General features: G+C 50.3%; 17 protein-coding genes. 8 read left to right on the top strand and 9 right to left on the bottom strand.

Annotated features, from left to right (window positions below; genetic code table 11):
• Positions 1-55 precede the first annotated feature (55 nt).
• Positions 56-1,597, bottom strand: coding sequence for a hypothetical protein (locus ACN0YN_RS24515; RefSeq protein ID WP_417387667.1), 1,542 nt, complete (start codon positions 1,595-1,597; stop codon positions 56-58).
• A gap of 282 nt (positions 1,598-1,879) precedes the next feature.
• Between ACN0YN_RS24515 and ACN0YN_RS24510 the strand changes: the two genes are divergently transcribed.
• From ACN0YN_RS24510 to ACN0YN_RS24495, 4 genes are all read left to right on the top strand, one after another.
• Entirely contained in the window at positions 1,880-2,401 is a 522-nt protein-coding gene (locus ACN0YN_RS24510; protein ID WP_417387666.1) for a hypothetical protein, read from the top strand.
• A gap of 509 nt (positions 2,402-2,910) precedes the next feature.
• Entirely contained in the window at positions 2,911-5,805 is a 2,895-nt protein-coding gene (locus tag ACN0YN_RS24505) for a COR domain-containing protein (protein WP_417387665.1), read from the top strand.
• 214 nt (positions 5,806-6,019) lie between these two features.
• Positions 6,020-6,718: a hypothetical protein gene (locus tag ACN0YN_RS24500; RefSeq protein ID WP_417387664.1), complete on the top strand. Its 699-nt coding sequence runs from the start codon at positions 6,020-6,022 to the stop codon at positions 6,716-6,718.
• Between the two features lie 423 nt (positions 6,719-7,141).
• Complete coding sequence (locus ACN0YN_RS24495; protein WP_417387663.1) at positions 7,142-8,566, top strand: sulfatase; 1,425 nt, start codon at positions 7,142-7,144, stop codon at positions 8,564-8,566.
• Between the two features lie 21 nt (positions 8,567-8,587).
• Here the strand turns inward: ACN0YN_RS24495 and ACN0YN_RS24490 are convergent, their stop codons facing one another.
• The 8 genes from ACN0YN_RS24490 to ACN0YN_RS24455 form a co-directional block, all read right to left on the bottom strand.
• Positions 8,588-8,743 carry a DUF3309 family protein gene (locus ACN0YN_RS24490; RefSeq protein ID WP_417387662.1) on the bottom strand — a complete coding sequence of 52 codons (156 nt, stop codon included), beginning with the start codon at positions 8,741-8,743 and terminating at the stop codon, positions 8,588-8,590.
• Positions 8,744-9,120: 377 nt separating this feature from the next.
• Positions 9,121-10,545 (bottom strand): cytochrome B6, encoded by a 1,425-nt coding sequence (locus tag ACN0YN_RS24485; protein ID WP_417387661.1) that lies wholly within the window; start codon positions 10,543-10,545, stop codon positions 9,121-9,123.
• A gap of 422 nt (positions 10,546-10,967) precedes the next feature.
• A complete protein-coding gene (locus ACN0YN_RS24480) occupies positions 10,968-12,956 on the bottom strand; it encodes a M56 family metallopeptidase (protein WP_417387660.1) in 1,989 nt (662 codons plus the stop codon).
• Positions 12,957-12,959: 3 nt separating this feature from the next.
• Entirely contained in the window at positions 12,960-13,343 is a 384-nt protein-coding gene (locus ACN0YN_RS24475) for a BlaI/MecI/CopY family transcriptional regulator (RefSeq protein WP_417387659.1), read from the bottom strand.
• Between the two features lie 133 nt (positions 13,344-13,476).
• Entirely contained in the window at positions 13,477-14,109 is a 633-nt protein-coding gene (locus tag ACN0YN_RS24470) for a hypothetical protein (RefSeq protein ID WP_417387658.1), read from the bottom strand.
• Between the two features lie 76 nt (positions 14,110-14,185).
• Positions 14,186-14,887, bottom strand: coding sequence for a hypothetical protein (locus ACN0YN_RS24465; protein WP_417387657.1), 702 nt, complete (start codon positions 14,885-14,887; stop codon positions 14,186-14,188).
• A gap of 316 nt (positions 14,888-15,203) precedes the next feature.
• The gene (locus ACN0YN_RS24460) at positions 15,204-16,349 is read right to left on the bottom strand and encodes a hypothetical protein (protein WP_002649541.1); all 1,146 of its coding nucleotides are present in this window, start codon (positions 16,347-16,349) and stop codon (positions 15,204-15,206) included.
• A gap of 59 nt (positions 16,350-16,408) precedes the next feature.
• Positions 16,409-18,454: a GDSL-type esterase/lipase family protein gene (locus ACN0YN_RS24455; RefSeq protein ID WP_417387656.1), complete on the bottom strand. Its 2,046-nt coding sequence runs from the start codon at positions 18,452-18,454 to the stop codon at positions 16,409-16,411.
• Between the two features lie 145 nt (positions 18,455-18,599).
• Here ACN0YN_RS24455 and ACN0YN_RS24450 point away from each other — a divergent pair, with 145 nt between their 5' ends.
• From ACN0YN_RS24450 to ACN0YN_RS24435, 4 genes are all read left to right on the top strand, one after another.
• Positions 18,600-19,121, top strand: coding sequence for a hypothetical protein (locus ACN0YN_RS24450; RefSeq protein ID WP_417387655.1), 522 nt, complete (start codon positions 18,600-18,602; stop codon positions 19,119-19,121).
• A gap of 565 nt (positions 19,122-19,686) precedes the next feature.
• The gene (locus ACN0YN_RS24445) at positions 19,687-21,666 is read left to right on the top strand and encodes a DUF1549 domain-containing protein (protein WP_417387654.1); all 1,980 of its coding nucleotides are present in this window, start codon (positions 19,687-19,689) and stop codon (positions 21,664-21,666) included.
• 84 nt (positions 21,667-21,750) lie between these two features.
• A complete protein-coding gene (locus ACN0YN_RS24440; protein ID WP_417387653.1) occupies positions 21,751-23,061 on the top strand; it encodes a DUF1501 domain-containing protein in 1,311 nt (436 codons plus the stop codon).
• Positions 23,062-23,403: 342 nt separating this feature from the next.
• Positions 23,404-26,019 carry a PQQ-binding-like beta-propeller repeat protein gene (locus ACN0YN_RS24435; protein ID WP_417387652.1) on the top strand — a complete coding sequence of 872 codons (2,616 nt, stop codon included), beginning with the start codon at positions 23,404-23,406 and terminating at the stop codon, positions 26,017-26,019.
• The last annotated feature ends 212 nt before the right edge of the window (positions 26,020-26,231 follow it).

Genomic DNA, 26,231 nt, shown 5'->3' with positions numbered 1-26,231 from the left:
TCACATTTGAATTGTTGAATAGAACCGTATCACACCGTTTCAATCACTGCCCGGTTCATTGCTGATCAACATAAAGCGCGTAGATGTGTGCGCTGCTGTCGTTGTCGAGTGTAACCCGAATTGAGAATGGTTCGGTGACCGCAATATCGTCGCTGTTTGTGGCCGGCCAGACGATCGCCTGACGCGTGCCGTTGTGAGTGAGCCTGGCAGCGTCCTTGCCGGAATAACCGGCGATGGATTTGCCCCGGTTATCAATCAGCTCAACGCGCGGCGGGGATCCGATATTGGCCTGGTCAATATTCGCGATCAGTCGGACGCCGTTCTGCTGTGGGTGAATGGTCATCGTGTCAAATACCGCAGCGGCACTTTCGTCGATTCGCGACAGATAACCGAAGCCGTCACGTCGCATCGTGACCACTCCCACGCCGCCACGTGGCGGAAACTTCGGGGCTACCGTCAGATCCCAGGCACCGTAGTAAATATAGGTCTCGTCGCCGACATGAGCGAAGCCCTGTCCCTGGAGCAGGCCGCCTACGTCCCACTCGCCAACTTGACCGGCTTTAATCAGCACGTAGTCGCGGATCGGTTCGCGGAAGTGAATGCCATCGTTGCTGATATTGAGGCCAAGATCGATGATGCGATCTTTCCACTCGGCAGCGCCCCGCCAGATCCCGTAAACGCCGAGCAGCACATTGTTGCGATGCCACACCGATGAAGGTAAATGTGCTTCCTCATCTTCAGCGGGCTTGCCGGGAATGCCAATTGCGGTGCCGCGCATGAAACCGAATGCGGGCGCTTCCTGCCAGTGAATCAGATCCGGCGAGCGATACGTCGTCATCACCCGCCCCGCCACTTTGCCATCGGCCTGATACACCCAGGGAGTAATCTGTTGACCGGCGAGGTGGTACATACCCTTCCAGCGAAACAGCCCACCCTGTTCGAAATGCACGGGCGGCAGTGTGCGGTATTCATCTTTGATCTGGCCGTTCTCGAACTCCATCTTGGTGGCAGCCCGCCAGCGCAGTCCGTCTGCACTGAAAAAAGCGACCGAGGTCGCGACGTTTTTCTTCCGTGCGGCCAGACGGGTCTGCACATTCATCATCATCTTGAAGCGACGCGTGGGATCGGGCTCGTCCGCTTCGTGGAGCACGATCATGTGGATCGTGCAGGCTTCCGGAGGATCGACGGCGACCAGATTATTGTTGGTATTGCCTCGATATTCGACCAGCCCGAGATTCGGTTTGGTCCAGTGAATGCCATCGTCACTCTCTGCATAGGCGACACGCAGGCCTTGGTACGCCCGCTTGAATACGGTATCGTCCAGAGCAACGTACCAGAGTTTATATTTTCCCTCGTGTTCAATCATCGAACCGTAAAACTGAACGCCCCCTGCATCGCAGGCTCCCTTTTTACCGATGGGGATCAGCGGATTGTCCGGATGCTTCTTCGGCGGCGTCATCGTCAACTTGAGGTTCGACTTCCACGGGATGCTCTGGTCGTCAAAAGCGAACAGGCTGACATCGTATTCCGTCGAATCTTCCGCTTGAACCGCAGTGGTCAGTACAAACACAATCGCAAACAGTAGCAGACGAATCATGAAATGCTCCTGGCTTTAATTGAATGGCACTACCGATTAAGGCAATGACGATGGGCGTAATTTTAAAGCAGTGTAGCGGTTTCCGCTGTGCGAATCCAATAATAATCGTCACGTATTAAACGCAGACGTGGTGCGAATCAAGATCGATGACACCGCATGCGGCAAACTGATATTTCTATTTTCATCCACTTTTTTCTTCGCTGATCGATCCGAGCGTGACTATAATGGAGGTCGCTGTTCCAGAATGACTGTTTACTCGAACAACCATAGAGGAGAATACCAATGAGAGACCTTGGATTGAAAGTCTTCACCATCGCAGCGGCGCTGGCTATCAGCCCCCTGCTCCTGTCCGCAGCGGAACAGGATTCTAAAGCCAGTGACACCATCCAGCTGGATCCCATCGTCCGTGAAGGGACCGCTCATCTGAATTACGACGACGCGACCCGGGCGCGTTACCACTTCCACGACGGTCACTGGATGTTTGAGACCGAAGAGGGTCAATGGTTGATCCATCAGAACGGCGCCTGGAAACGCTCCAGACCAATGAAAGAGATTACGCCGACACTGCAGATGAGTTCCTACACCTCACAGGTTCCCGCGGAGCCTGGGCTGGAGCCTGTTCCGGAAACACCGCCTATGATTGAGTCTCTTCCTGACGGCGGCGTCATCTTCCGACCACCCCCAGGAGGCAACGCACTCGCTCCTTATTTCGATCAGTTCATCCCCAGCTACGCCAGCACAGGGCGCGGCGGTTACGGGGGATACTATGGTGGCGGCTGTTACGGTTCGTTCCGCCGCTGGTAAAGAAAGCAAAAGAGTCACCTGGATACTAGGTCCATAAGATTAATATGAACTGAAAGCAACTCGTGGCAGGTCCATAAAAATTTGGACCTGCCACTTTTTTTTGAAATCCTCAGATTCCTACCATAGGCATGGGTATCACTTCTCTCTTAGAACATATCTATCACCCACAATTTCAAACAAATAGTAGTAATCATTTAGATTGCTTTACCGTGATAGTAAGTTGGAAAAAAACAGATCCAAAGTCAAATAAGAGTTTGGTTTCAATAGATACTAATCAGTGATGTAATTCCTGTCTTTGTTTCATCTTCAAAAGACTACAACCTCTAATTCTTCTGATAACTTCGTTTTTACAAATATTATCTTTGTGGATAGTTTGCTTGTATTTTAATACAGACAACACTAGCATGACCTTATGTCAACTGAACACATCAATAACACCGCGAATGATCTGTGAATATTGAATTACTCAATAATTAAGAATTAAGCTGCAACCATTAGGAAAAATCATTTTGGCTCGAAATTCTTCATATTATAAGGCAGAAAAAAAGATTGCCGATGCCCGGTATACAAAGTCGAATCACCTCGACTTAAGTTATCCGAGCTATGAACTGGGCCAAGGAAAACTCAATGAATTACCCGTATCTCTTCTCAAACTTCCAAAGTTACAAGAATTAAATTTATCATTCAATGACTTTAAGCAGCTTCCAAAATGGCTAATGCAGCTAAAAAAACTGGAAGTACTAAATCTCGCCCAAAACAACTTCAAATCCTTGCCGAAATGGTTAGATCAATTAAACGAACTAAGAGAACTTGATATTTCCGGAAATATCTTGACCTCGTTTCCCAAATGTTTGAGAAAACTTACAAAATTAGAGTCCATTAATCTCAATGAGAACCAACTAAAAGAAATCCCAGATTGGATTGGAGAGCTAACAAATTTACGGAGAATTTATCTAAAGAAAAACGAACTAAAAGATCTCCCAGATTCGATAGTACAGATTAATAAGAAGTTATTGACTCTAGAGCTTAGTGATAATCCGCTAAATAACGAATTAGGTGCAGCACAAAAGGTTGGATTCTCGGCTATCCAAGAATACTTAGAGGCAAAAGCCGAAGAAAAAATAACCCTAAATGAAGCCAAATTGATTCTCATCGGCGAAGGAGAAGTGGGTAAAACAAGCCTACTCGGTGCCCTACGGGGAGACCCTTGGATTGAAAAAAGAAAGACTACTCATGGTGTTGAGGTAGATATCAAGACACTTACTCTCACAGATGATGAGAGTGGAAAGAAAATAACTTTTAATGGTTGGGATTTTGGTGGTCAGAATATCTACAGACATACGCATCAGCTATTTTTCACTACACCAGCGATTTATCTGGCAGTTTGGAACCCACGTCGCGGTCCTGAGCAATGCTGTGTAGATGAGTGGATTAAGATGGTCAAACATCGAGCTTATGACGAAAGTCGACAGGAAGAACGCCCTAGGATTTTTGTTGTTGCTACCCACGGAGGTCCTAAGGAACGATTAGCTCACATTGACGAGCAATCACTCCGTGATGAATTTGGAGACTTAATTGTGAGTTTCCATCATGTTGATAGCCACAAAAAAAATGGATTAGAAGAACTTAAAAAAGCTATTGCAAAAACAGCTGCAGAAATCCCTTCTGTTGGACGGACTGTTCCAGCCAACTGGAAGAATGTTCTGGATAGCCTCAGAGAAATGAGTGAAGCACAACCCTACATCACTTTCAAACAATTCCAATCAACTTGTAACCAACTTAAAGTTACAAATAAACTCGCAAACACTTATGCAGCAATTCTGAATGAGTTGGGACACCTCATACACTATGATGGCGATGCTGAATTACGAAATACTGTTATTTTAAAACCAGAATGGTTGAGCAAAGCCATTAGTTATGTTTTAGAGGATAAGCAAGTAAAGGAACAGAATGGTTTAGTACGACATGATCGATTAAAGGAAATCTGGAATGCTTCCGATCGGCCTGTTCGAGAACGATATCCTGACGAATTGCACCCAGTCTTCTTAAAACTTATGGAACGATTCGACCTTTCTTATCGAGTTGTAATCCCCGAAGAACATGCGCCCAAATGCAGTCTTGTTGCACAACTGGTTCCTGGACGAAGGAGTGAAGGCTGGGAGCAGGAATGGCCAAAAGAGTCAGAACCAGGTGACACCGAAAGGACACAAGTCTGTCGTCTAGTAGATGCAGAGACTGGAAGAACCGTCAGAGTAGAAGGTTTGATGTATCGTCTAATAGTACGACTTCATCGGTACTCACTTGGCCGGAATAATTTCTTTAATAGTCGTCACTGGAAGACAGGGATGATCCTTGATGATGGTCCAAATGGTCGAGCTTTTATCGAGGAAGTTGGAGGTGATATCTATATTAAGGTACGAGCCGCTTATCCTGAACGCTTTCTCCATTTACTCTGCGAAGAAGTTCGTTGGCTCGTTGAGCCTTTTTGGATAGGTTTGAATTGTCAATTTGCAGTTCCCTGTGAACCATCCTGTAAAGGGCTCTTAAAACTCGATGAAATGATCGATTATATCAAAGAAGGGATAGATAAAGTTCGATGTCCAGTGTGTGCAAAATTTCATTTAATTAACGATAAACTTACAACTACTGCTCCGAGACCAGATTTTTTCCATGCTGTTAAAGAGCTAAAACAGGGGCAGGAAGAAATTAAACTTGGCATGGAAACAGGATTTAAAACAGTAGGTACAAGCTTGCGACGACTGATCAGCCAAGCTGATGAACAGTTTGCAGCATTGATGATGACTTTGACAGATCCTGCTAAAGAAGGACCGCGCTTATTTAGTTTCGAACCAGTTGATCCTAATTTCCTAGACAAACCAAAATGGATTGCTGATAAATTTCGTTTAACATTGTGGTGCGAACATTCAAGGTTACCATTACCAGTTTTGACAGGCGATCAACGCCTTGGTGTTTACGAAATTCAAATATCTCGAGAATGGGTAAGACAGTCTGCCCCTTATCTAAAAGTACTTTCAGCAACTTTAAGCCTTGTACTTCCGATCGCTAGTTCAACTACAAAATACGTAATGAATGAAACAGACGATAAGACGTTTGCGAAACAGTTGGATTTTGTCAAAACTTTTGCTGAAAGTTTTCTTGATGTTGGAACTCATGTAAGTGATTGGCTAGTTAATAATAATGACACTAATCTAGAACCTGCTCGCGAAATATATGCTCAAGGAGAGTTATTACGAAAACTTCATGCCATTTTAAAAGACAAAGATCCTTATAACAGTTTTGGTGGTCTCGTATGTGTGCAGGACAAACAATACAACTATTTCTGGGTTCATAAGCAGTTTGCAGATAAATATGATCTACGTGTTTCGTTAAATCATGAAAGATAATACTGATCAATTTCAATGCGATATATTTGATATAGATGCAAATACACTTTCTAAAGCCTTTGATGTTCAATAATACTTTACTTCTTTTTACACTGACATTCATGTGTCGACGTCTGAGAACACTATCTTCAGTGAAACTAAACACACTCCGAGTAGATAATTAGAGTTTCAACTTTTCTTCTCACGGTCCTATAATTCATCTGCGTCTCACGCCATGCCCGTCTCTACTGAAATACAGGTTCGTGTTGCCCATGCGGATGTGATGATGGATATGGCATTCTCTTATTCGCTGGAATACTGGCAGCAGCGGGGCGCGAAAGCATCCAATCCCTGGCTGCAGCGGACGGGTGACTCGGGTGCCATTTTTCTTGAAGAGAAACAGGCCGTCATCATCGAAGGGGACTGTCTGCATAAAGTCTCGGCTCCGGAAGGAGGCACGATTATTGTCTGCGGCAATCTGTACTCCACTCTGGACGTGAACGGCTTCTCAGAAATCATTATCACCGGCGATGTCAGGCCGGACGGGTATATCAGAGCAGATAACTTCTGCCATGCATTTATAGGTGGCCGCCTCGAAGGCACGCTGCAGTCAGCCGGTTCGACCAAAGCCTGGATCGAGTCTGATTTATCAGGTGTACTGAAAACCGGATTCTCTTCCACACGCATCCACGTCGGCGGTGATTATACCGGGCGCATCATCCCCCATGAACAATCATCCACATTATTTCTGACCGTCGCTGGCTTCGCTGCGAATGAATCACTCCATAAAATCATGGAATACTACCCCAACCGTTTCAACGCCTCTATTGCCGTCAGCGATGTCCCACCGGGCCTGTATCCGCAGGCGGACTCTCATCGAAGAAGCGAACGTGGTAACACCTTTGCCCGCTGGTCGGTTGAACAACAGCGCTAATCAGCATTGAATTGATTCATCCCAGCCAGTGTTTGAGCGTAACAATTCATTTTTACGAAGATGAACGAAATTTTATCTTCGCTTCAGCGTCTGTTTAATCCTCTCTGCGATACTTCTCTCCATGCCGGCACTCCGCTGGTAAGTTTCACACTACGAATTCGCTGGAGAGAGAAAATGACGAGCCTTGTATTTGCTGTAATGTATTCCGCTTTGGTTACCGCCGCTGTGATCCTGCTAGCCTGCCTGGCGGGAACTATTCGTTATTCAAAAGCCCCGTGAAAAGTCACTTTTTTTCCGCCACGCTTCAGGTAGGACAAGACTCCCCCCGAATCGACTGATATACTGAGACAGAAAGAAAGCCGGTTCGCTGACAAAACGTCGCGCCCCCTTAAATCCTGCACTCGATTTCAAGGACCACTGAAGATGTACCGCTTGAGTCTGCTGCTGTTTGCTTTGTTCTGTGCCGCTCCCGTTTCTGCTGCGGAGCGTCCTAACGTCCTGTTTATCGCCGTTGATGATCTACGACCCGAACTGGCCTGTTATGGCAAGCAGCACATTCATTCGCCTCATATCGACAAGCTGGCCGAGAGCAGCGTGCTGTTCGAACGGGCCTTCTGCATGGTGCCGACCTGTGGTGCTTCGCGGGCCAGTCTGATGACCGGCATCCGTCCCGCGCGGAATCGCTTTGTCAATTTTCTCACCTGGGCCGAACGCGATGCGCCGAATGTTACAACCATGAATACCCAGTTCAAACAGAACGGTTATTACACGGCGTCGCTGGGAAAGATTTTCCATCACCCCGCTGACAACAAGCAGGGCTGGTCGGAACCGGCGTGGCGACCAACCGGAGTCCAGTGGTATCAGCGACCGGAAAACCAGAAAAAGCACGCCGCACAACAGAAGCTGGGCAACAAGAAAAAAGGCCCTGCCTGGGAATCTGCCGACGTCCCCGATAACGCGTACATGGATGGCGTACTGGCAGAAAAAGCCATCGAGAAACTCCAGCAGTTGAACAGACAGGATCAGCCTTTCTTCCTGGCGGTCGGATTCTTCAAGCCGCACCTCCCCTTCATTGCGCCACAGAAATACTGGGATCTGTACGACCACGACAAGATCCAGCTGCCAGACAATTATAAAGTTCCCCAGGATGCGCCTCAGGAATCGATTCACTCGTTCGGCGAACTGCGTGCGTACGCCGACATTCCCGCAAAGGGCCCGGTCTCTGAAGAAACCGCCCGCAATCTGATTCACGGCTATTACGCCTGCGTCAGCTACACCGACGCACAAATCGGTAAGCTGCTGGCGGAACTCGATCGTCTGAAACTGAGCGACAACACCATCGTCGTTCTCTGGGGCGATCATGGCTGGAACCTCGGTGACCACACGCTCTGGTGCAAACACAGCTGCTACGAAAGTTCGCTGCACATTCCTCTCATCGTACGGGCACCGGGCATCAAAGGGGGAGAACGCCGCACACCGCTGATTGAATCCATTGACATCTACCCCACACTCTGCGATCTGGCTGGTATTCCGCAGCCAAAACATCTGAAAGGGCAGAGCTTTGTCGGCCTGATGAAAGACTCAAAAGCAGAATGGAAGCAGGCCGCCGTCAGCCGCTTCAAAAACGGCGATACCATTCGCACCGATCAGTTCCGTTACACCGAGTACTCACTCCCCAAAGGCAAGCAGGTCTCACAAATGCTCTATGATCACAGCACCGACCCGCTCGAAAACGTCAACGTTTCTGCACAGCAGGCCGACGCCGTCAAAGCGCTGTCCGTGCAGTTGGACCAGCTCAAGGGACGTAACCGAAAGCCTGGCAAAAACAAGCAGAAGCAAGCCCCCTGATCTCTTGTTTTCAGGCACACTTTAAATGTGCCCCAGCAGAACCAGGATCAGGATGATTATCAGCACCAGTCCCAGGCCACCGCTGGGTCCGTAGCCCCAGTTGCGACTGTATCCCCAGGTGGGTAATGCTCCGAGTAGAAACAGAATCAGAATGACCAGTAAAATGGTTCCCAGCATGGCTTCGCTCCTTAGATGTAGACTTCATTGATTCCGCTTTGAAACGCCGCGACGGAACAGACACTTCTTTGTCTCTCTCATTGAAATGCAGTTTGTGTGCCGCCAAATCTTAACCTGGTCTATTTTCCTCAGATTTGATTGAGAACCCTGTTTTTACAGGGTTTATTTCGTTTCAAGATTCTGTCCCCAACGTCGATGATAAACTGGTTTATTCGGTAAAACGCGCGATCTGAAACCACGCTGGCAGACAAGCAGACGAGCGATCTACCGCGCATAAAAGAACCCGGAAAACAGTTCGTAGTGTCTGCTTCCCGGGTCTGAACAGAAGGCCCCAGCCAGCGGAACGAATGTGTTCAGATTCGTTCCGGCCATTTCCGTTATAAGCACTTCAGAAAGGCAACCAGGGCCTGCTTTTCCTGCTCCGTCAGATCGGTCTGCAGCACCAGATTATAGAACTCAACGGTATCCGCCAGCGTCAACAGTCGACCGTCATGATGATACGGGGGTGAATCTTTAATCCCACGCAGTGTGAATGTTTTAATCGGCCCATCGGGCATATTGTACTGGTCGTTGATCATTTCGGTTTTATAGAACCGTTCCAGATGCAGGTCGTGCATTTTGTCATCCAGGTAGAACGGTGCAGGATGGCATTCGGCACAACGACCTTTCCCGAAGAAGACTTTCTGACCCTGCATTTCCAGTTCGCTCGCTTTTTCCGGAATCAATTTTCCGAAGACATCCAGTTTGGGAGCCGGGGGAAAATCAAACATGTTCTGCATCTGGGCCATCATGGCGACGGCGTCGCTGCGATCAGGAAGATGCACGCCTTTCTTGGCGGCGATTACATGGTCACCATCAAAATAGGCGGTTCGTTGTTCGAACTCACTGAAATCTTCGACGCTCCGCAACGATCGCTTTGACCCATGTATCTGTTGATTGAACATGCCGCGCAGACTGACTGTATCCAGGCGAAAACGTGCTGCCTGCGGTCGGGTATCAGGATTCAAATGAAAGGCCGCATTCGTATGACCGTTCACATGACAGTCCAGACAGGTCACTCCCAGACTCGCCTCTTTCACTTTGCGGTCTTCCGTCTGGTTAAACTGTTGCTGCGGAAACGGAGTCAGCAGTAACCGCATCCCTTCCATCTGCACGGGAGTCACTTTCCCTTTCAGCAGTTTGTAATAATTCTTGATAGAGAGCACCTGCCCCTGCGAAACATCACCCAGGTCAGGACGGCCGGAAAGAAAAATAGGAGGCGGAAATTCCGGTGTCAGATGATCGGGCAGATCAAAGTCCACATCGAACCGCGAGAGATCGCGGCTTTCCAGCTTCTGCATGGCGTCAATCTGCTGCTTGGGAAATACCTGTCCTCCCACCGGATGTTTGGTATGAGGCAAAGGTCGGAATCCATACGGAAACGTATTCGTCTCTTTAATTCGTTCGGGAGTCGCTGCCGAGAGTTGCTCCCAGGTCACGCCTTCCGGCAGCTTCACGCGTACGCCATCCTGAACCGCTTTACGACCGGCAGACATCTTCGCTTCAGAAGGTTGATCGCTCATGTCGTACCGCTGTTCATACAGGTCCGCCTGCTTCTGCATCACTTCAGGTTTCGCCGCCACGTCTGCCTGCATGACTTCCTCAAATGGTTTGTCCGGTACGACAGGCATGTAAGTCTGCGCGGGCAATTTTGGTTTTACCTGCTCTGCTTCCTGTGATTTCAAAGCGGGTGCAAAAGACGTGCAAAGAACGCCGGTCACTAAACCGAGCATCGTGATTCTGTTCCACCGTGAGCGTTGCATGAGACTGTCCCTTTTCCAAAGCGGTTCATCTGATTTGATTCCTCTACAATCAACGTCTGCCGTTCCGAATGGAGAACCCGACGGTTGTAGAGCCGACTGACCTGAAACACCTGATTGAGGTGACGGTTTGAATGATTCGGCAAATCAGTGAAAGAGCAGATACTATGCCAATGCAGCAACCGTCTCAAAATGACGACTTCGTCAAATCGCTTTAGAACGGGTAATTATGCACATTACAGAATCAGGTTGATGCGGTATTAATCTGAAAGGAATTGTCAAACAACCGATGGGTGGTTGTTTTTCGATCAGCGTGGCTTATGGGAAGTCAGCACGAACAGAGACTATCCACAGTTCAATTGCTGAAAACAGACAGACAAGATGTCCTGCCTGTCGTCGTCATCGCCCGTTACGAGGAGAGGAAATCACTTTCTGATGCCCGCAGGTTCATTCAGAGGCACAATCTGAATGGCATTGAACATTGAGTAACCGGTGGGACCGCGATGGCTGATGATTGTTACATCTTCGCCCACCTTCTTCTTAAAGTTGAAACTGACGTACTGCAGACCTTCACGGTAAGGTTGTGTGCGATAATCCCAGGTCCCGTCATTGGCGGTCGCTTTTTTACCAATCACCCGCGCGCCGACCTTCAGTTCGATCTCCGCATTCTGGTCAGGGGCATCACCGTGGGCAAAGACGTAAATTTTGTACTTGCCCGCCGGCAGGTCGAGGACTTTTGTTTCCAGATCCACACAGCGACAGTTGTGATAAATATAACCCTGGAAAATTCCGCTCTGCCCCTTGATTCCCCACTCACCGTCATGTCGGGTCACCCGCAGCCGGGCCGTACTCGAAGTGGCGTCGCTGTACCGCATATAGTCGACAGCCGTCGTGCCAATATCGACCGAATTCCAGACATCAGTAGGACGACCAACGATGCCGTCGTAATTTCCGATCCCCGGATCATGGGCGAATACCACATTCAGCGACCGTACCGGCGGCCGTTCCAGCGCCTGAACCAGATCGGGACGACTCCCATTCTTGAAAGGTGCCTGCGTGGGAGCGACGGGAATCGACTGTAATTTGTTCTGCTTAGTTGAGGGAAGCAGTGGCTCCTGTCGGGACTGTCGCTGTTGGGGAACCTGTGCCTGCACAGGTAAGACCGAATTTGGCTTCACCGTAATAGAGAGTTCGTCTTTTTTCGTCGGCGGTTGAGGCTGTGATGACTGTCTGAGCGACGCCGCCTGGGACTGCTGTTTACCCTCTTGAGTCGTTTCAACCTGTTGCGCATGGGCTGTCCCGCTGAATGCCACCGGTAAGATTCCCAGCAGACCAGTCAACCCGACAAAGGCAACCGCCAGAGCCATTGTCGTTCGCAAGCCGACCGGCCGTCGATCCTGAGTCTCCTGCAGAATCGCCTGCAAGCGTTCTGCAAAGCCGTTGCGAGACGCCATCGAGACCGCCAGATATTTCATCCTGCGCCCCGACTGGAAACGCGAGACTACCTGCAGCAGCTGGTCGGCGTAGTCAGAAGCCCGTGTCCCATTTCGTAAGACAATATCATCGCAGGCACGTTCGCGTTCGAAATGCACTGAGCGGGCCGCCAGCCAGACCAGCGGATTAAACCAGTAAATCGCACACGTCAGTTGCACAAACAGCTGCAGCAGACAATCGCGACGTACGACATGCGCCAGTTCATGCAGCAGCGCACCACGGACTTCCTGATCCGACCACTGTTCTGCTTCGCGAGGCAGCAGGATCGAGGCACGCAGCATGCCCCAGGTCATCGGCATCGTCCATTCCTCTTTCACCAGTAAGGTAACAGGCTGCGTACAACCCATTGTTTCGCGACAGGTCTGCAGCATGTCAAACAGGCGTCCTTCTGAAACCACTTCACACTGCCGACCAATCGATTGAAGTCGAACCGACATCACCGCCAGTCGCAGAAACATCAGCACCACTCCAGTCAACCAGCAGACGCTCAACCACTGCATTGCCTTGGAAAGAAAAGCAGACGCTGCGACGGATTCGCTGCGTTGAAGCAGTTCCTGATCTGCAATCGCGGCTGGAGCCGATATCTGTGGCTGGCTGATCACACTGTTTGCAGGGACAGACGGGATCGCTTTCTTAACAGGCAACTCTGCGGATGCAGTTTGAATCGGATTGGAAATATTTGTCTGTGACAGGGAAAATGCCCCCATTGTCCATTTCGGCAGACTGGCATTGATTACAGGCAACGCCAGAACCGCCAGGAGCGCAACGCCCCAGACCGAATGCCGCATGGAGGCGCTCGCCTGTCGTAACAGCCGCGTCATGAGAAAAGCTGTAATCAGAATCGCAGTCGACTTGATCACCAGGTCCAGCAGGAAATCGGGCTGCCCGATGAACGCAATGAGCTTCCAGTGTATATCCATCGCTTAATTCCCCTTTTCTCGAGCTGCTTTGATTAATTTGACCATCTCACGCAATTCGTCGTCGGTCAGCGTTTCATCGCCACTGGTCAGTTGGGCCGCTAACGCCTGTTTGAACGAACCATCAAAAAAGGTCTGAATCACATGCTTTAACGCTTTCGTCCCTTCAGGTCGCCGTGGCGACGTAGGTGCATACACAAACTCGCGCCCCTGCTTGTGCCTGCGCACGATGGTCTTTTCCATCAGAATGCGAAGCATGGTCCGGATCGCGGTCGGAGTTGGTGCGTTCGGCAGATCACTCTGGATCTCCAGCACCGTCGCTTCGCCGCGCGAATAAATCGAATCCATTATCTGACGTTCCCGCCGACTGAGTTCGATGTGCTGTGACATTTCCCGATCCCTAAATTCTCTTTAAAACTGATACGCTAAATTATTAGCGTTTACGCAAGGCGTGTCAATACGAAAAGCTAATTTATTAGCGTTTTAGAAATGTAAGCATACAAGCATACGATGATCAAAAAAATCAGTCCTGCGTCTCTGTCACGTGCAAATTCGCCTGACGGGGAACTACGGCCCCATCCGGAGTACGAGATTTCCGATAAAGCCCCCTGGCCTGCATCACTTCCTGATTCGGCAGATGTGAACCACAACGCTCACACTGTGACCGGTACTGAGGAAAGTGAAACTCACATCGGGGACAAATATACCACAACCAGTCAGCTCGCGTGCGTTCGGGATTGGTTTCCGCAGCTGCGATCGCAGCCAGTAACATCTCTGCTGTCGACTCTACGCCATATGTATAAGTTGTGACGGTTGCCTCAGAATAATCCTGCTGTCCCTGCTTCAAATTGAACCAGGGACAGAATTCCTGAGGCATCGGATATTCCAGCAGATACCAGCCTGGTTCACGCGATGCGTGTATCCACGCCAGAGAAGGCACATGATCGGAGGGGTCTTCCGCATCCCGGGCATTGAAATTCATCATCGAATGTGAAGTACCAACCCAGAGATCCGGCCCTTCTATCGTTTCGAGATATCTGAGTAATTGATAGTTTGGAAAATCGTATTCCCGATAGACATTGTATGATTCCGGATCGGGCCCCCACCGTTCCAGAAGTCGATCCCCCCACTGATGCTTGATTCCTGTAATTTTCATAGACTCTTATTTCTCATATTTATCGATAATCTACCGACAACCTGGCGAACAGAAATTTGCCTGTTCTCGTTCCTGATCAATCCGTTTCAGGTGCGATAATGCCGTCAGGAGCGGATACTGTCCGATACAGGCCTTTTGATTTCATCTCATTTTCTGGAGGAAAAGAAAAACGACAACGCTCACAGTGCACCATGTAATGGGGAGAGTGCAAGTCACAGACCGGGCAGATATACCACATCCAGTGGGCACGCGTTCGACTCGGATTCGTATCCGAAGCGGCAATCGCATTTAATAACTGGGTTGCCGCCATCTCTTCACCACTGGCTGTTAAAGTAACCCAGGCACTTGACCAGAGATTATTATTCCCATGCCGCCTTTTAACTCTGGGAATGACATCACGTGGTACCGTCTGAGCCCCCTCCTCCACAATTTGCGCGGACGCTGGAACCCAGGGACGTGCTTCGCGTGGCAAAGGATATTCAATCTTGTAAAAGACAGGTGAGGAATTGAAATGGTAACTGTTAAACCCGGAGATTTTGACGAACGCCAATGGTGGTACACGATCATTTTCATGTTGGGAATCACGAGCGTAGAAACTGAAAAGTGAGCTATTTCTGGAATACCACAAGCTCGGCCCTTCAACCGTTTCCAGGAACGTTAAGAATTGCTGGACAGCAAGATCAAGGGCAGCATAATATTCAGGATCACTAGCTCGAGAGGGAAAGGAGGAAACAAATTGTGTTTCTTCCTGTTCGAATGCCATACTCATTAGTTTCATTCAGTTTAATCCCTTTTGGGGCGTATCAGAGAGATTAACTTGATTTGAGATAATGAATCCAGGAGATGAGTCCCTCTGATTCGATTTTGATCACCCACTACCTACACCAGTCCAGGTAACCTCCCCTAAATGACTAACTGTCTTCATCTACATAGTCACAGTAAAAGCAGGTCTCTTCCGGAATCGAAACCGTCTGCTGTAATTTCGGTTGCTTCTGTTTGCGGCGCACCAAGAGATCACTACCTTCTATGAGAATTCAGGCATACCACTTCATCATGTTATCAGTGAGAGAATCGAGAAAAAAATGAGCCCCCTTTCAGGGATCTGCTTTTTCTTCTTTGCGTTCCGTGACGGTTCCCTCTTCTTTGATATAAACCCGAGTTCCTGCTGGGAAATCAAGATTCGAAAAAACAGTTTCAGACAGTTGCTGCAGATCAAGCGAGATGCTGGTGACATGGAATTTTTCCCGCCACGAAAGCTGCTGTTTCCCTTCCCGTTTGATCACGAACGAATCGTATCGGTCGGTGTGAAACCTCACAGGTATCCAGACACCGGGTTGGACTTCTCGCCATTCATCGACCGTCGATTCCGCAATGGGCATCTCTGTTGACCAGCGGTACGTGTAACTCAAATTCCGCACAGGCAGCAGGTTTCGATCCACAGCCAGCCAGAGTTCCCAGCCGTTATGACGGGTTCCGTTGGAGAGAATGACATCAATGAGCACCCTCTTGCATTTGTGCCCCTGAAATTCACGATCTGCTAAGAGTTGAGTTTCAATTTTCGAACCGGGAGCAACATAAGAAGGGTTCGGGTACGCCAATACTGCTGGCGCCCCTTTCATATACGTGGAGAGAGGAACCTTCGGGGCTCCACTGCTGAGCAGATACATATGCGGCCGGGCCAGGTTCGTCAGGCTCGGGTACTCATCCGAAACCTGACCTTGACGCTGGGAGTGAGTTTGCTCGGCGTTCTCTGGAGTCTCGATGAGTAACTTCCGCAAACTGCGAAAGGTGGTTCCATCAAAAACCTGAATTGATTCCGACTCACTGTATCTGCTTTTAGGACCGTTCTTCGGGACTTTCACTGCCCCGATATATCCCACTTTTAAACGCCCTTTGGATTTCTCTTCCAGTCGAAATTTCTGTCCCTGTAGCGTGAGTGAATAGTCCCACTGTTTTCGAATCTGCTGATCCGGGTCTGCCGCTTTGGGAAATTTTTCGTAAACTCGTGTCAGTTTGAGCCGCTGGTCTGCATAGAACTTCTCATTGCGTTCAATCTCACGAATCAGATCCTGCAGCGTTTCGATCTGCTGTTCCCCGGATGCAGGTTCCTTCGACTCAGCCTGCGCCCGGGGTTTATCTGGTTCCGCTCCAGTAGCAGAGACAGAGAATACATGGACTGGCATCAGAATCAGTAGAGAGATATATAAAGCATTTCCCATCAGTTTTATCTGTAACAGCACGTTGATTCTCCTGGTGACTCAATGAGAAACGAAGTCCAGCTTCTTCAATTCAACATTCTTCAATCGTTCGCGTCCTGTTCCGGAATGATCTTCAGCTTGGCCAGCCATTCCATTGACTGCTTCTGCCAGGCGTCCCACATCGGGCCTTTATAGCCATTCAGTCCATGACCGCCGGAAGGAAGTTCCAGCAGTTTGGAAGGAATCTTCTTCGCCTGCAGAGCCGCATACAGATCCTGGCTGTTTTTGATGGGCACCGGTTTGTCATCAACGGCATGCGCCAGGAAAATGGGAGGTGTCTCTGCGGTCACCTGTTTTTCGTTGGAAAACAGTTTTACCATCTCCGGAGTCGGATTGTCGCCCAGCAGGTTTTTACGCGAGCCCCCATGCGTACTTTCGCCCATCGTCACGACGGGATAGACCAGGATGGCAAAATCGGGACGGCAGCTTTCGCGATCAACGAGTTCTTTGGCCTGGGGATTTCCTTTATCAAAGTGTGTCGCCGCAGTCGAAGCCAGATGGCCGCCGGCTGAAAAGCCCATGATGCCGATCCGATTGGGATCGATGTCCCAGCGTTTGGCATTCGCCCGCACCAGACGGATCGCCCGTTGGGCATCCATTAAAGGCACATACGTACGACCGTGGGGCATCCGGTATTCCAGTACGATCCCGGCAATCCCATGCTGATTGAGCCACTTCGCAATGCCGTGCCCTTCTCCGCCGGTTACGAGACGCTGATAGCCGCCACCCGGGCAGATCACAATCGCGGCCCCGTTCCCTTTTGCCGGACGATGCACGGTAATTTTCGTATCTTCATTTTTGAAATGTTCCTTATCGATCGGTGCGTGACCGTTCCACAGCATCAACTCTTCGGGAGCAGGACTCTCTGCTGCTGTTGAAACAGTGACCGTTGGTGGAACGAGCAAGGCTGACAGAACCTGCGCATAAACACGATGACCGAAATCATTGGGATGATTGACGCCGTTACCGGTCAGATCCCAGTCCTGTTTCTGTTTGAGGAATTCGGTCCAGATAGAAGTCATGTCCGCCAGCGCAATTCCTGCACCACAGAGCTCTGCCAAAGCATCGCGATACTGGGGAAACAGCTCATGTTTGAGTCGCACCCAGTCCCGGTTGCCCAGCATTGGGGCGACCAGAATGAATTCGGTTTCCGGCAGTTTCTTTCGTACCTCTTCCATCAGGGCTTTCGTGTTGGTCTGATATTCTTTGGCAGAGCGACCGGCGGAATCGTTCATGCCAAACGCGATGATCACCAGATCGGGTTGCGGCGCCACCACCTGATCGACTTCTGTCAGAGCCCAGCGCGTGTCTTTGCCTCCGACTGAAGGATTGGTGACTTTGACCTTCGTCTGATACTGATGTTCCAGATGCTGCTGCAGCAGTTCGAGAAACGCCGGCTGATACGGCGCTTCACCCGCCCAGCCCGAGGCATTACAGCCCGTGGAGATACTGTCTCCCATCAACACGATGGAAACCGGCTTCTGCTCGCGCAGTTTCTGAATCGTCCGAGGCAGTGTTTTCTTATCAAAAACGGGTACAGTCCCCTGCCAGTTCACCGGCTCGTGAGTGTAGGTAATGCAGGTCTGCATATTATGGTATTCAAGTTTCCCGCCAAAAAAGATTTCGCCATTCCCGTCGCGATGTGTCAGTTTATGTCGCTGTGAGCCATCGGGACGACGCAGGTCAGCAGGCGTCTGCGAATTGATTCTCGAATTCGCAGTCAGAATGATTTCGTGCGTACCCGGTTTCCAGCGGTAGTCGCGGCCCTCTTCATATGTCTCCGTCCCTGCGGAATTACTCACTTTCAAAACTTTGTCGATCGGAAACAGAACCGATGCATGTGATTCCCCTGTTTGGGGATCTTTAATAAACAGAACCGATTCCCCGCGGACCGTATCCCCCTGCCAGAACGGTTCCAGCAACTCCGGTTGATACTTCCACTGTGCCTTCTCATCGGGATCAGCGGCAAAAGTGAATCCCGACAGTAACAGCATTCCCGCTGTCAGAGCAGTAGCCAGTCGCCAGGATCTGTTGAGATTGAATTGAGAGAGGAAAAACCCGGCGTGAATTGGATTAGGACTGTTCACAAAAAACCTCCGATTGAGCTGCCTGGACGAGGATATCACAGTTACAATAAAACGGACCTGCATTGTAACGCGTTCAATTTCGTTTGTCTGCTAAATTGAGAGAATTCCCGACAATCTGAAACCATCAGTCAGATCGGAGACAAGTATGCGCAATTCATTTTTGATTACAGTTGCTACGCTATCGATCTTGCTGATTTCGACAACAACGCTCACTGCACGCGTCGGCGAGAAACCGGAATTGAAACAGCCCGAACCCGCTCTCGATAATTCTGATGTCAGATTTGAAGGGGGTTTCTTTGGCATGTTTCCCCGCATTTCCCGCCGCGCAGATCAGTTTGCGAGAAAGCTGTCAGCCAATGACATCAAATGGTTGGTGAAAAACCTGAAACACAAGGATCGTTTCGCCCTCTGCCATGTCATCCTGTTGATGCACTGGGGGCTCCCTGCTTCAGAAGATAAAGCGGAACGGTCTTTGGGTGCCTGGTATGGACTGACGGTAGAAATTCCAGCCATCGGTAATGTAAGGTATCAACTTTCGGAACGCGACAGATTGCATGCACTCTGGACCGAGGCACTGGCCGATCCCAAATCTCAATTCAAATACGGCAAAGCAGAACCGATCGACCCACCCTTTAAGAGAAAGAAGAAAAAGAAGAAGCAGGATTAGATGACCCTGGTGAATTTACTGGGCTCCTCAGAATCCGGAAACTCAGAACTTTCCAAGTGTCTGATCCTTCATCTGGAAAACCACTGATACGTTCTGATAAAGAATTCCGAAGTCGCTCTGAAAGCGATGACCCGCATCCTATCTTCAGGAGTGCCGATGCTCTCAACAGACGACATCAGAAAATAACGGTTGTATCGACGGAGTCCTGCAAAATCGTGCCGATTTTAATAAATCGACTGATCCCCCGGCTCTGATCACCTGCAATCATTTGCAGCCTGTTTCGTGTCGCGATTCTTCAGACTGGCTGCTGCTGGTCCTGCTGTGTTTCCAACACAGGAATCAGCGGCGAAAAGAGACCGAAAAAAGCCCTGTCACCAGTTACATTTTGTACCCTTATCTAAGCAGATAATCCTGTCGGTTAAGATAAAATTAATCTGCTTTGCATTAGTTTTTCCTGATCTGTTTTGTATAGAATATTGAATACAGGTCCAGACGCTAATCTGAATAAGGGTCTGGCGTTCTGTCATCTCTGAACAATTCAAGGAACGACTCTGGGAGTTATTGCATGTCAGGAAAACAAATCGGTCGCCGCTCTGTGCTCGCGCGGCACTGGAAGCTAAGCAGTTGTTGTGTTGCCGTCTTTGCCGTCATCGTCTTCTCCAGCCTGCCCGACACCGAGGCAGCACCACGACGAAAACCAGTCGCCAAGAAAGCAGCTCCGAAAAAAGAAGAACCGCTCCCGCCACGATTCATGGTCAAATCCAAACCGGTCAGTACGACCAAACTTTCTTCAGCGATCAAATCAGCAGAAGAGATCGACAAGCTCGTTGAAGCGAACTATCGCAAATACAAAGTGGAACCCAACCCGATGACGACCGACGAACAGTTTCTGCGTCGCGTCTATCTCGACGTTACCGGCGCGATTCCGACCTACCGGGAAACAAAATACTTTCTGGCATCACGCCATCCCGACAAACGCAAGATGCTGATCGATCGCCTGTTGAACAGCGATGGTTACGCCAGCCACTTCTACAACTACTGGGCCGACGTCCTGCGTTACACCGACCGTCTGAATAACAACGTTGACGGCTCTCCTTATCGTCAGTGGATTAAACAGTCACTGGCAGAGAACAAGCCCTGGGACAAAATGGTCAGCGAAATGATCACCGCAGAAGGCCTGATCTGGGAGAACCCCGCCACAGGTTACATGCAGCGTGATTCCGGCATGCCGCTGGACAACATGAATAATACCGTGCGGATTTTCCTCGGAACCCGCATCGGCTGTGCCCAGTGCCACGATCATCCTTTCGATCGCTGGAAACAGAAAGAGTTCTACGAAATGGCTGCGTTCACGTTTGGTTCTTCCACACGTGCGAATGGTCGTGACAAACGGTTCTATACCGGCGAAGATCCCAACAGCCGTCTGCGCAAAGAATACGCGGAACTCGATCAGGAAGAAAAAGACCGTCGTCGCAATCAGGGTCGGTTCAACCGTATGATCCGTGTGAACATGATGGTCGTTAATGACAGTAACCGGAAAATCCAACTGCCTCACGACTACGCCTATACCGATGCGAAGCCGAAGTCAGTTGTGGAACCCAAAACCATCTTTGGTAAGCCGGCTGATATCCGCAAAGGGGAAACTCCGCGTCAGGCATTCGCCCGCTGGATGGTTTCAGAAGACAATCCCCGCTTTGCTCTGACCATTGCTAACCGGCTCTGGACACAGATCTTCGGTCGGGGACAGATCGAACCCGTCGACGATATGATGGACGACACTGTCGCAGAAAACCCCGAATTGATGAAATTTCTCGAATCAGAAATGAAGCGTTTGAATTTCGATATGAAGGAATATCTGCGAATTCTGTTAAACACAAAAACCTATCAGCGACAGGCCTCCACCAAGGATGTCCCGCTGAGCGAACTCTATCACTTTCCGGGTCCGGTTCTGCGTCGCATGACAGCCGAACAGGCCTGGGATTCCTTCCTGACGATTGCCGTTGTCGATCCCGAAGAATACCGGGAACTGCCTGCAGAAATGGAAACGGAAATCATTGCCGTCGACCTGAATAAAGCTACCGCCCAGGAAGTCCTGGACGCAGACAACAAGAAACGGGAAGAAATCGACCGGAACCGTTACAAACGGGAAAAGAAATACCGGTACAAAGGCCAGCTGCTGGCCCGGGCTTCAGAACTCCCTTCACCGGTTTCGCCCAGCCACTTCCTGCGTACTTTCGGTCAGTCCGATCGTGAGTTGATTTCCGCATCATCCGACACAGGCTCCGTGCCTCAGGTGCTGTTCATGTTTAACGGCCCTGTCACTCACATGATGCTGGAAAAAGGTTCTACGATCTATAACAACGTGATCGAGCAGAAAACCATTAAAGATGGCGTCGATGTCATCTTCATGACGATCCTCAACCGTCGTCCCGACGACTCTGAGGCAAAAATTGCCATGGAAGAAATCGAAACCAATGGTCCCGCAGGTTACGGAAATGTGATCTGGTCACTCGTCAATACACGCGAGTTCCTGTTTATTCAATAAAACCAACCCGACTCCCCTCGTTCGAACGGCGGGAGTCGGCTTTGCAAATAACAAACAAACCAAATCAATATATAAGGCAAACAGATGAGAGAAATTTATAAAAAACTCGATGGAGTGGGTCGTCGTCAGTTTCTGGAATACGCTGCCAAATCCGCTCTGGGTGTCAGCGTTCTGCCCGTCTTCAACAACATGCTGGAAGCTGCTCCGGCAAAAAGTAAAGGTGCCAAAGGCGCACCAGTCGCCGGAAAAGCTAAACGCCTGATTTACCTGTATATGGCAGGCGCCATGACCCACCTGGATACCTTCGACCTGAAACCGGGTCATAAAAACCAGGGGGACACCAAAGGCATCAAAACGAACGTGCCCGGTGCTCAAATCAGTGAATTTCTTCCTACACTGGCAGAAGAATTCGACAAGATGGCCGTCATCAATTCCATGTATACCGAAACCGGCGCCCATGGTCCGGGTGAATACCTGATGCGGACCAGCTACAAGGAAATTGCTTCGACCCGGCACCCCTCCATGGGACCGTGGATTCAGCGTTTCCGCGGACGTCAGAATAAAAATCTGCCCGATACCGTTCTCATCAGTGCGCCCGCCCGACACCCGAGTTCAGGGTTTCTGGACCCTTCTTACAGCCCACTGCCGATTGGTGACCCCAATCGCGGGCTGGAGAACACAGATACTCCTGCCTACCTTTCTGAAAACACATTTGAAAAACGCATTGATCTGATCAATAAGTTCGACAAAAAGTTTCAGACCAAGTTCAAGAATCAAAACGTCCTGGCTTACACGGACTTTTATTCTCAGGCCACCAGCCTGCTCTCCAGCGATGAACTGAAAGCCTTCGACCTGAATGAAGAAAAAGCGGAAGACCGTGACAAATACGGCCGCAACTCATTCGGTCAGGGATGTATGCTGGCACGCCGCCTGGTCGAGAACAACGTTCGCTGCGTCGAAGTCACCTTTGGTGGCTGGGACATGCACCGTGATATTTACGACGACGGGATTCTTCCCAGCCGTGCAGGCGTCATGGACAAAGCCGTCGGCAATCTGCTGAAGGATCTGTCTGAACGCGGACTGCTCGATGAAACACTGGTCGTGCTCACCACAGAATTCGGTCGTACTCCTGTGATCAACCAGAACGCAGGCCGCGACCATCATCCCGGCGTCTTCTCTGCTGCCTTAATGGGTGGCGGTATCAAGGGAGGCCAGTTCTACGGCAAATCAGATAAAGGTGGACAGAGCGTTGATGCTGACGGCGTACTGCCGGCTGACTTCAACGCGACCATCGCATCAGCTTTGAATCTGCCGCTGGACAAGGAAATCTTCTCACCTGACGGTCGCCCCTTCAAAGTGGCCCACGATGGCGAAGCCGTTACCAAGCTTCTCTAAACCGAGCACGATTTCAGAATTGAATCGAAAACGGCTCCCCCTTCCGGGAGCCGTTTTTTTATTATTAGCAACCTTAAAAAATATTCGCTGATCTCAATGAATTACCCGGAAAATGGTGGACTCTTAAATTTGAGGCGTCTATGATCAATATGTGAATTCATTGATATGAGGTTTGAAAGTCCTTCCCCACAACCACGATGATCCACAATTAATTATGAGTATCCGACCTTGAGTCCCGCCAGTTTTTCCTCAAAACCGCAGTCTGGAAAGACGATGATGATACGATCCCGCCACTGCTTTTGTTGGTTTCAGATTTGCCTGATACTGACTCTCTGCTGTTCCTTGACGCAAGCCGCAGAAAACTGGCTGCAGCTGAAAGGAGACAGCCAGCGTTCGGGGAATGCCGCTGAACTCTCAATTCAAACGCCTCTCTCACTGGCAGCCGCCGTCCCCTTAACCGATGGCATTTATACTTCACCCGTTGTCAGCCAGGGTAACGTCTATGTGATTGATGGCGCAGGCGTCGTCTTCGCGATCAATGGGCAGACCGGCAACATCCTCTGGAAACATGCCACCAAAGGGGGACCGGGAAACTGTAATAATGTCGCTTCACCTGCCATCATCGACAACTATCTGCACGTCGGCACCGCCGCCGGCTATTATTACGTATTCGATCTCAAAACCGGCGCCGTTATCAAAGAGCTGGATTGCCGGGAACCGATCTTCTCTGCCCCGGTCGTCAATCAGGGCCGCGTCTATTTCGCGACCCTGGGTGCACAGGTTTATGCCGTGGAACCCGAAGGCAAAGTCGTCTGGACCTGGGACTTCGTCAAAGAAGTCGTCGACTTTGATGGCAATCGCTGGAGTGGTGCAGACTGGTTGAAACATCGTAAAGATCGTGTCACCTGGCGGGATCACTTTGTCTGCTCCCGCGATATCTGTCTGGCCGGCGATTCTCTGGTGATCCCCGCCGGCGGTCGTACAGTCTTTCTGAAAGACACAGGCACTGCCCCTCAGCTACAGGTCGTGGGAGAAATCCCCAAGTACGCCGGTGCGGAATTCCCCGCCACCTTTGGTCAAAGCGCAGATGCCGCCGGTAACGTTTTCGTACAATGGCATCGTCGCGACAACGCAGGCCGCGTCGAAGTCATGCGGCTGGACGGCGACAAAATCCAGGCCGACTATCTTAAAGGCACGCAAACTTCCATCCGCGATCCCGGCCTGCTCGGCTTTGCCTCGGTCAGTATTCGCGGCAACAATGTCTATCGCGTTCGCCCCGAAGCCGGCCTCGGACTGGTCCGTCACACACTCGATTCTGAAACCACAGACGTGCTCTGTGAAGCACCTTCGGTCTGCCCGCCGGTGATCACAGACAAACACATTGTCTACGGCGGTCTGGATGGCGTTTTGTATGTTGTCTCTCTCTCAGATAAGAACACAACGAAATTCAAAACCGCCTTCAACGCGCCGATTACGGCTCCCGTCGCCATTGCCGACCAGAAAATCTATGTCCCCTGTGAAGATGGTTACCTGTATATTCTCAACGCCGACGGTACAACACCTGAAACAAATGTCGCATTGCCAACGCAGGATCTGGAACTCTGGAAAATCCGCAACCCCATTACCGGGCCTCTCGCCAAACCCGAATTCGACTGGTACACCAACTACGGCGATTTTGGTGGCACCAATGCGAATGCCCAGGGCTTAAAACCACCACTGCGGATGCGGTGGGCGCGTCGCCTGGAAGGCACCGTCAAACACCTGCCCGTCTGTGGCGGCGGTCGCCTTTATACTCATACCGCCGAAGGACAGATCATTGCCGTCGAACAGGATACCGGCCGTATGCTCTGGCGACGCTATTGGCCCGACGTTTATCTCTCGTTTACTTCGCCACTTTACATCGATGGTAAACTGCTGATTCCACAGGCCGGAATGAAGAAGTCGGTCATGCGGTGCCTGGATGCCGCCACCGGAGATCTGCTCTGGGAAGCCCCCTTCACCGGTTCTCCCAGTTGGAGCCGACAGTTTCCCCCCGTCGTAGCCGGTAACATCGCCATCTACGCTTCCGGGTCTGGTGAATATGCGGCCCAGGGAACAGAGAAAGCCTTCACCTTTGGCGGCAAACCAGCGGTTACAGAAGATGGCCGCGAAGTCATGAGCTGGATTTATTCGAACGACAATCCCTACTACCCCCGCGATCATCGACCGCGCATCTGGGCCTGGGATCTCGATACCGGCAAAGTCGTCTGGGAGAAAGATTTCTCCGAGTACGGTCGCGGCGGCAACGATTGTGGCATCGCCATTCTGGACGGGAAGCTGTTTTACTCCACCTTTTTCGGCTACGCCAGCAGTCAGCGAAAACGTCGTGGCTTACCCGTCGAAAACAATGGTATCACCGCCTGTATCGATCCCCAGACAGGGGACGTCATCTGGCTGACCAATAAATATTATGTCACCTCCAAATGCACACTCAGTGCCCGCGACGGACGCATTTACATAGGTGGATACAACCGTGCGAATGAAGACACACAGGACCGGTTTGTCTGGTGCCTGGATGCAACAGACGGCTCCCTGGTCTGGCAGTCCGATGCGGTCACTTCCGCTTTGAATGTGGTTACGGTCGGCAAGGATTACATCTTTTCCAATGCGCTCCGCGGTAAAGGCAATGTATTTGACCACCAGACAGGTAAAGTCGTGAACAGTATCGGCCATAACTATGCCTGCTGCCGGTTCACGCTTTCCGAACCTTATGTACTGGGTGCCAATATGGATATGATCGATTTATCAGACGACGGCAAGCTGGTTTCCACCGGCCCCGCGATTGACTCGCGCGAGTGTCTGGGAGCCGTCGTTTCCAACGGACGGATTTTTTATACATCCCAGGCCAGTGGCTTTATTGTCTCTCAGACCTATGGAGAAGCTTCGAAAAAACTGCCCGCCGTCTGGGAACGCCCCTGATGAAAAAAGTTTCCAAATCGCAAGTTGACTATTTGCAGGGTTAAGAAACAATGAAGAGACGTCGCCGTGCATCCCGAGATTTTCAGCCCACAGGTTTGCACTGCAGTTTCACACAATTTAAAATTCACCGATACGTTAGAGCGCGTCACATTTTAGTCTAGCGCGAATGCGGTAAGTCTGGTAGACTGGTGAAGTCTCATTTCATGGAGGAT

It is taken from the genome of Gimesia sp., from assembly GCF_048260065.1.
Lineage (GTDB): Bacteria > Planctomycetota > Planctomycetia > Planctomycetales > Planctomycetaceae > Gimesia.
Note: the sequence above shows the minus strand (reverse complement) of the source record. Positions and strands in the feature narration are given on the sequence as shown.

Excerpts from the sequence above, each read along its gene's own strand:
- ACN0YN_RS24465 (WP_417387657.1), bottom strand. The coding sequence starts at position 14,887 with ATGAAACTAATGAGTATGGCATTCGAACAGGAAGAAACACAATTTGTT.
- ACN0YN_RS24515 (WP_417387667.1), bottom strand. The coding sequence starts at position 1,597 with ATGATTCGTCTGCTACTGTTTGCGATTGTGTTTGTACTGACCACTGCG.
- ACN0YN_RS24440 (WP_417387653.1), top strand. The coding sequence starts at position 21,751 with ATGAGAGAAATTTATAAAAAACTCGATGGAGTGGGTCGTCGTCAGTTT.
- ACN0YN_RS24480 (WP_417387660.1), bottom strand. The coding sequence starts at position 12,956 with ATGGATATACACTGGAAGCTCATTGCGTTCATCGGGCAGCCCGATTTC.
- ACN0YN_RS24495 (WP_417387663.1), top strand. The coding sequence starts at position 7,142 with ATGTACCGCTTGAGTCTGCTGCTGTTTGCTTTGTTCTGTGCCGCTCCC.
- ACN0YN_RS24470 (WP_417387658.1), bottom strand. The coding sequence starts at position 14,109 with ATGAAAATTACAGGAATCAAGCATCAGTGGGGGGATCGACTTCTGGAA.
- ACN0YN_RS24485 (WP_417387661.1), bottom strand. The coding sequence starts at position 10,545 with ATGCAACGCTCACGGTGGAACAGAATCACGATGCTCGGTTTAGTGACC.
- ACN0YN_RS24500 (WP_417387664.1), top strand. The coding sequence starts at position 6,020 with ATGCCCGTCTCTACTGAAATACAGGTTCGTGTTGCCCATGCGGATGTG.
- ACN0YN_RS24450 (WP_417387655.1), top strand. The coding sequence starts at position 18,600 with ATGCGCAATTCATTTTTGATTACAGTTGCTACGCTATCGATCTTGCTG.
- ACN0YN_RS24510 (WP_417387666.1), top strand. The coding sequence starts at position 1,880 with ATGAGAGACCTTGGATTGAAAGTCTTCACCATCGCAGCGGCGCTGGCT.
- ACN0YN_RS24445 (WP_417387654.1), top strand. The coding sequence starts at position 19,687 with ATGTCAGGAAAACAAATCGGTCGCCGCTCTGTGCTCGCGCGGCACTGG.
- ACN0YN_RS24490 (WP_417387662.1), bottom strand. The coding sequence starts at position 8,743 with ATGCTGGGAACCATTTTACTGGTCATTCTGATTCTGTTTCTACTCGGA.
- ACN0YN_RS24475 (WP_417387659.1), bottom strand. The coding sequence starts at position 13,343 with ATGTCACAGCACATCGAACTCAGTCGGCGGGAACGTCAGATAATGGAT.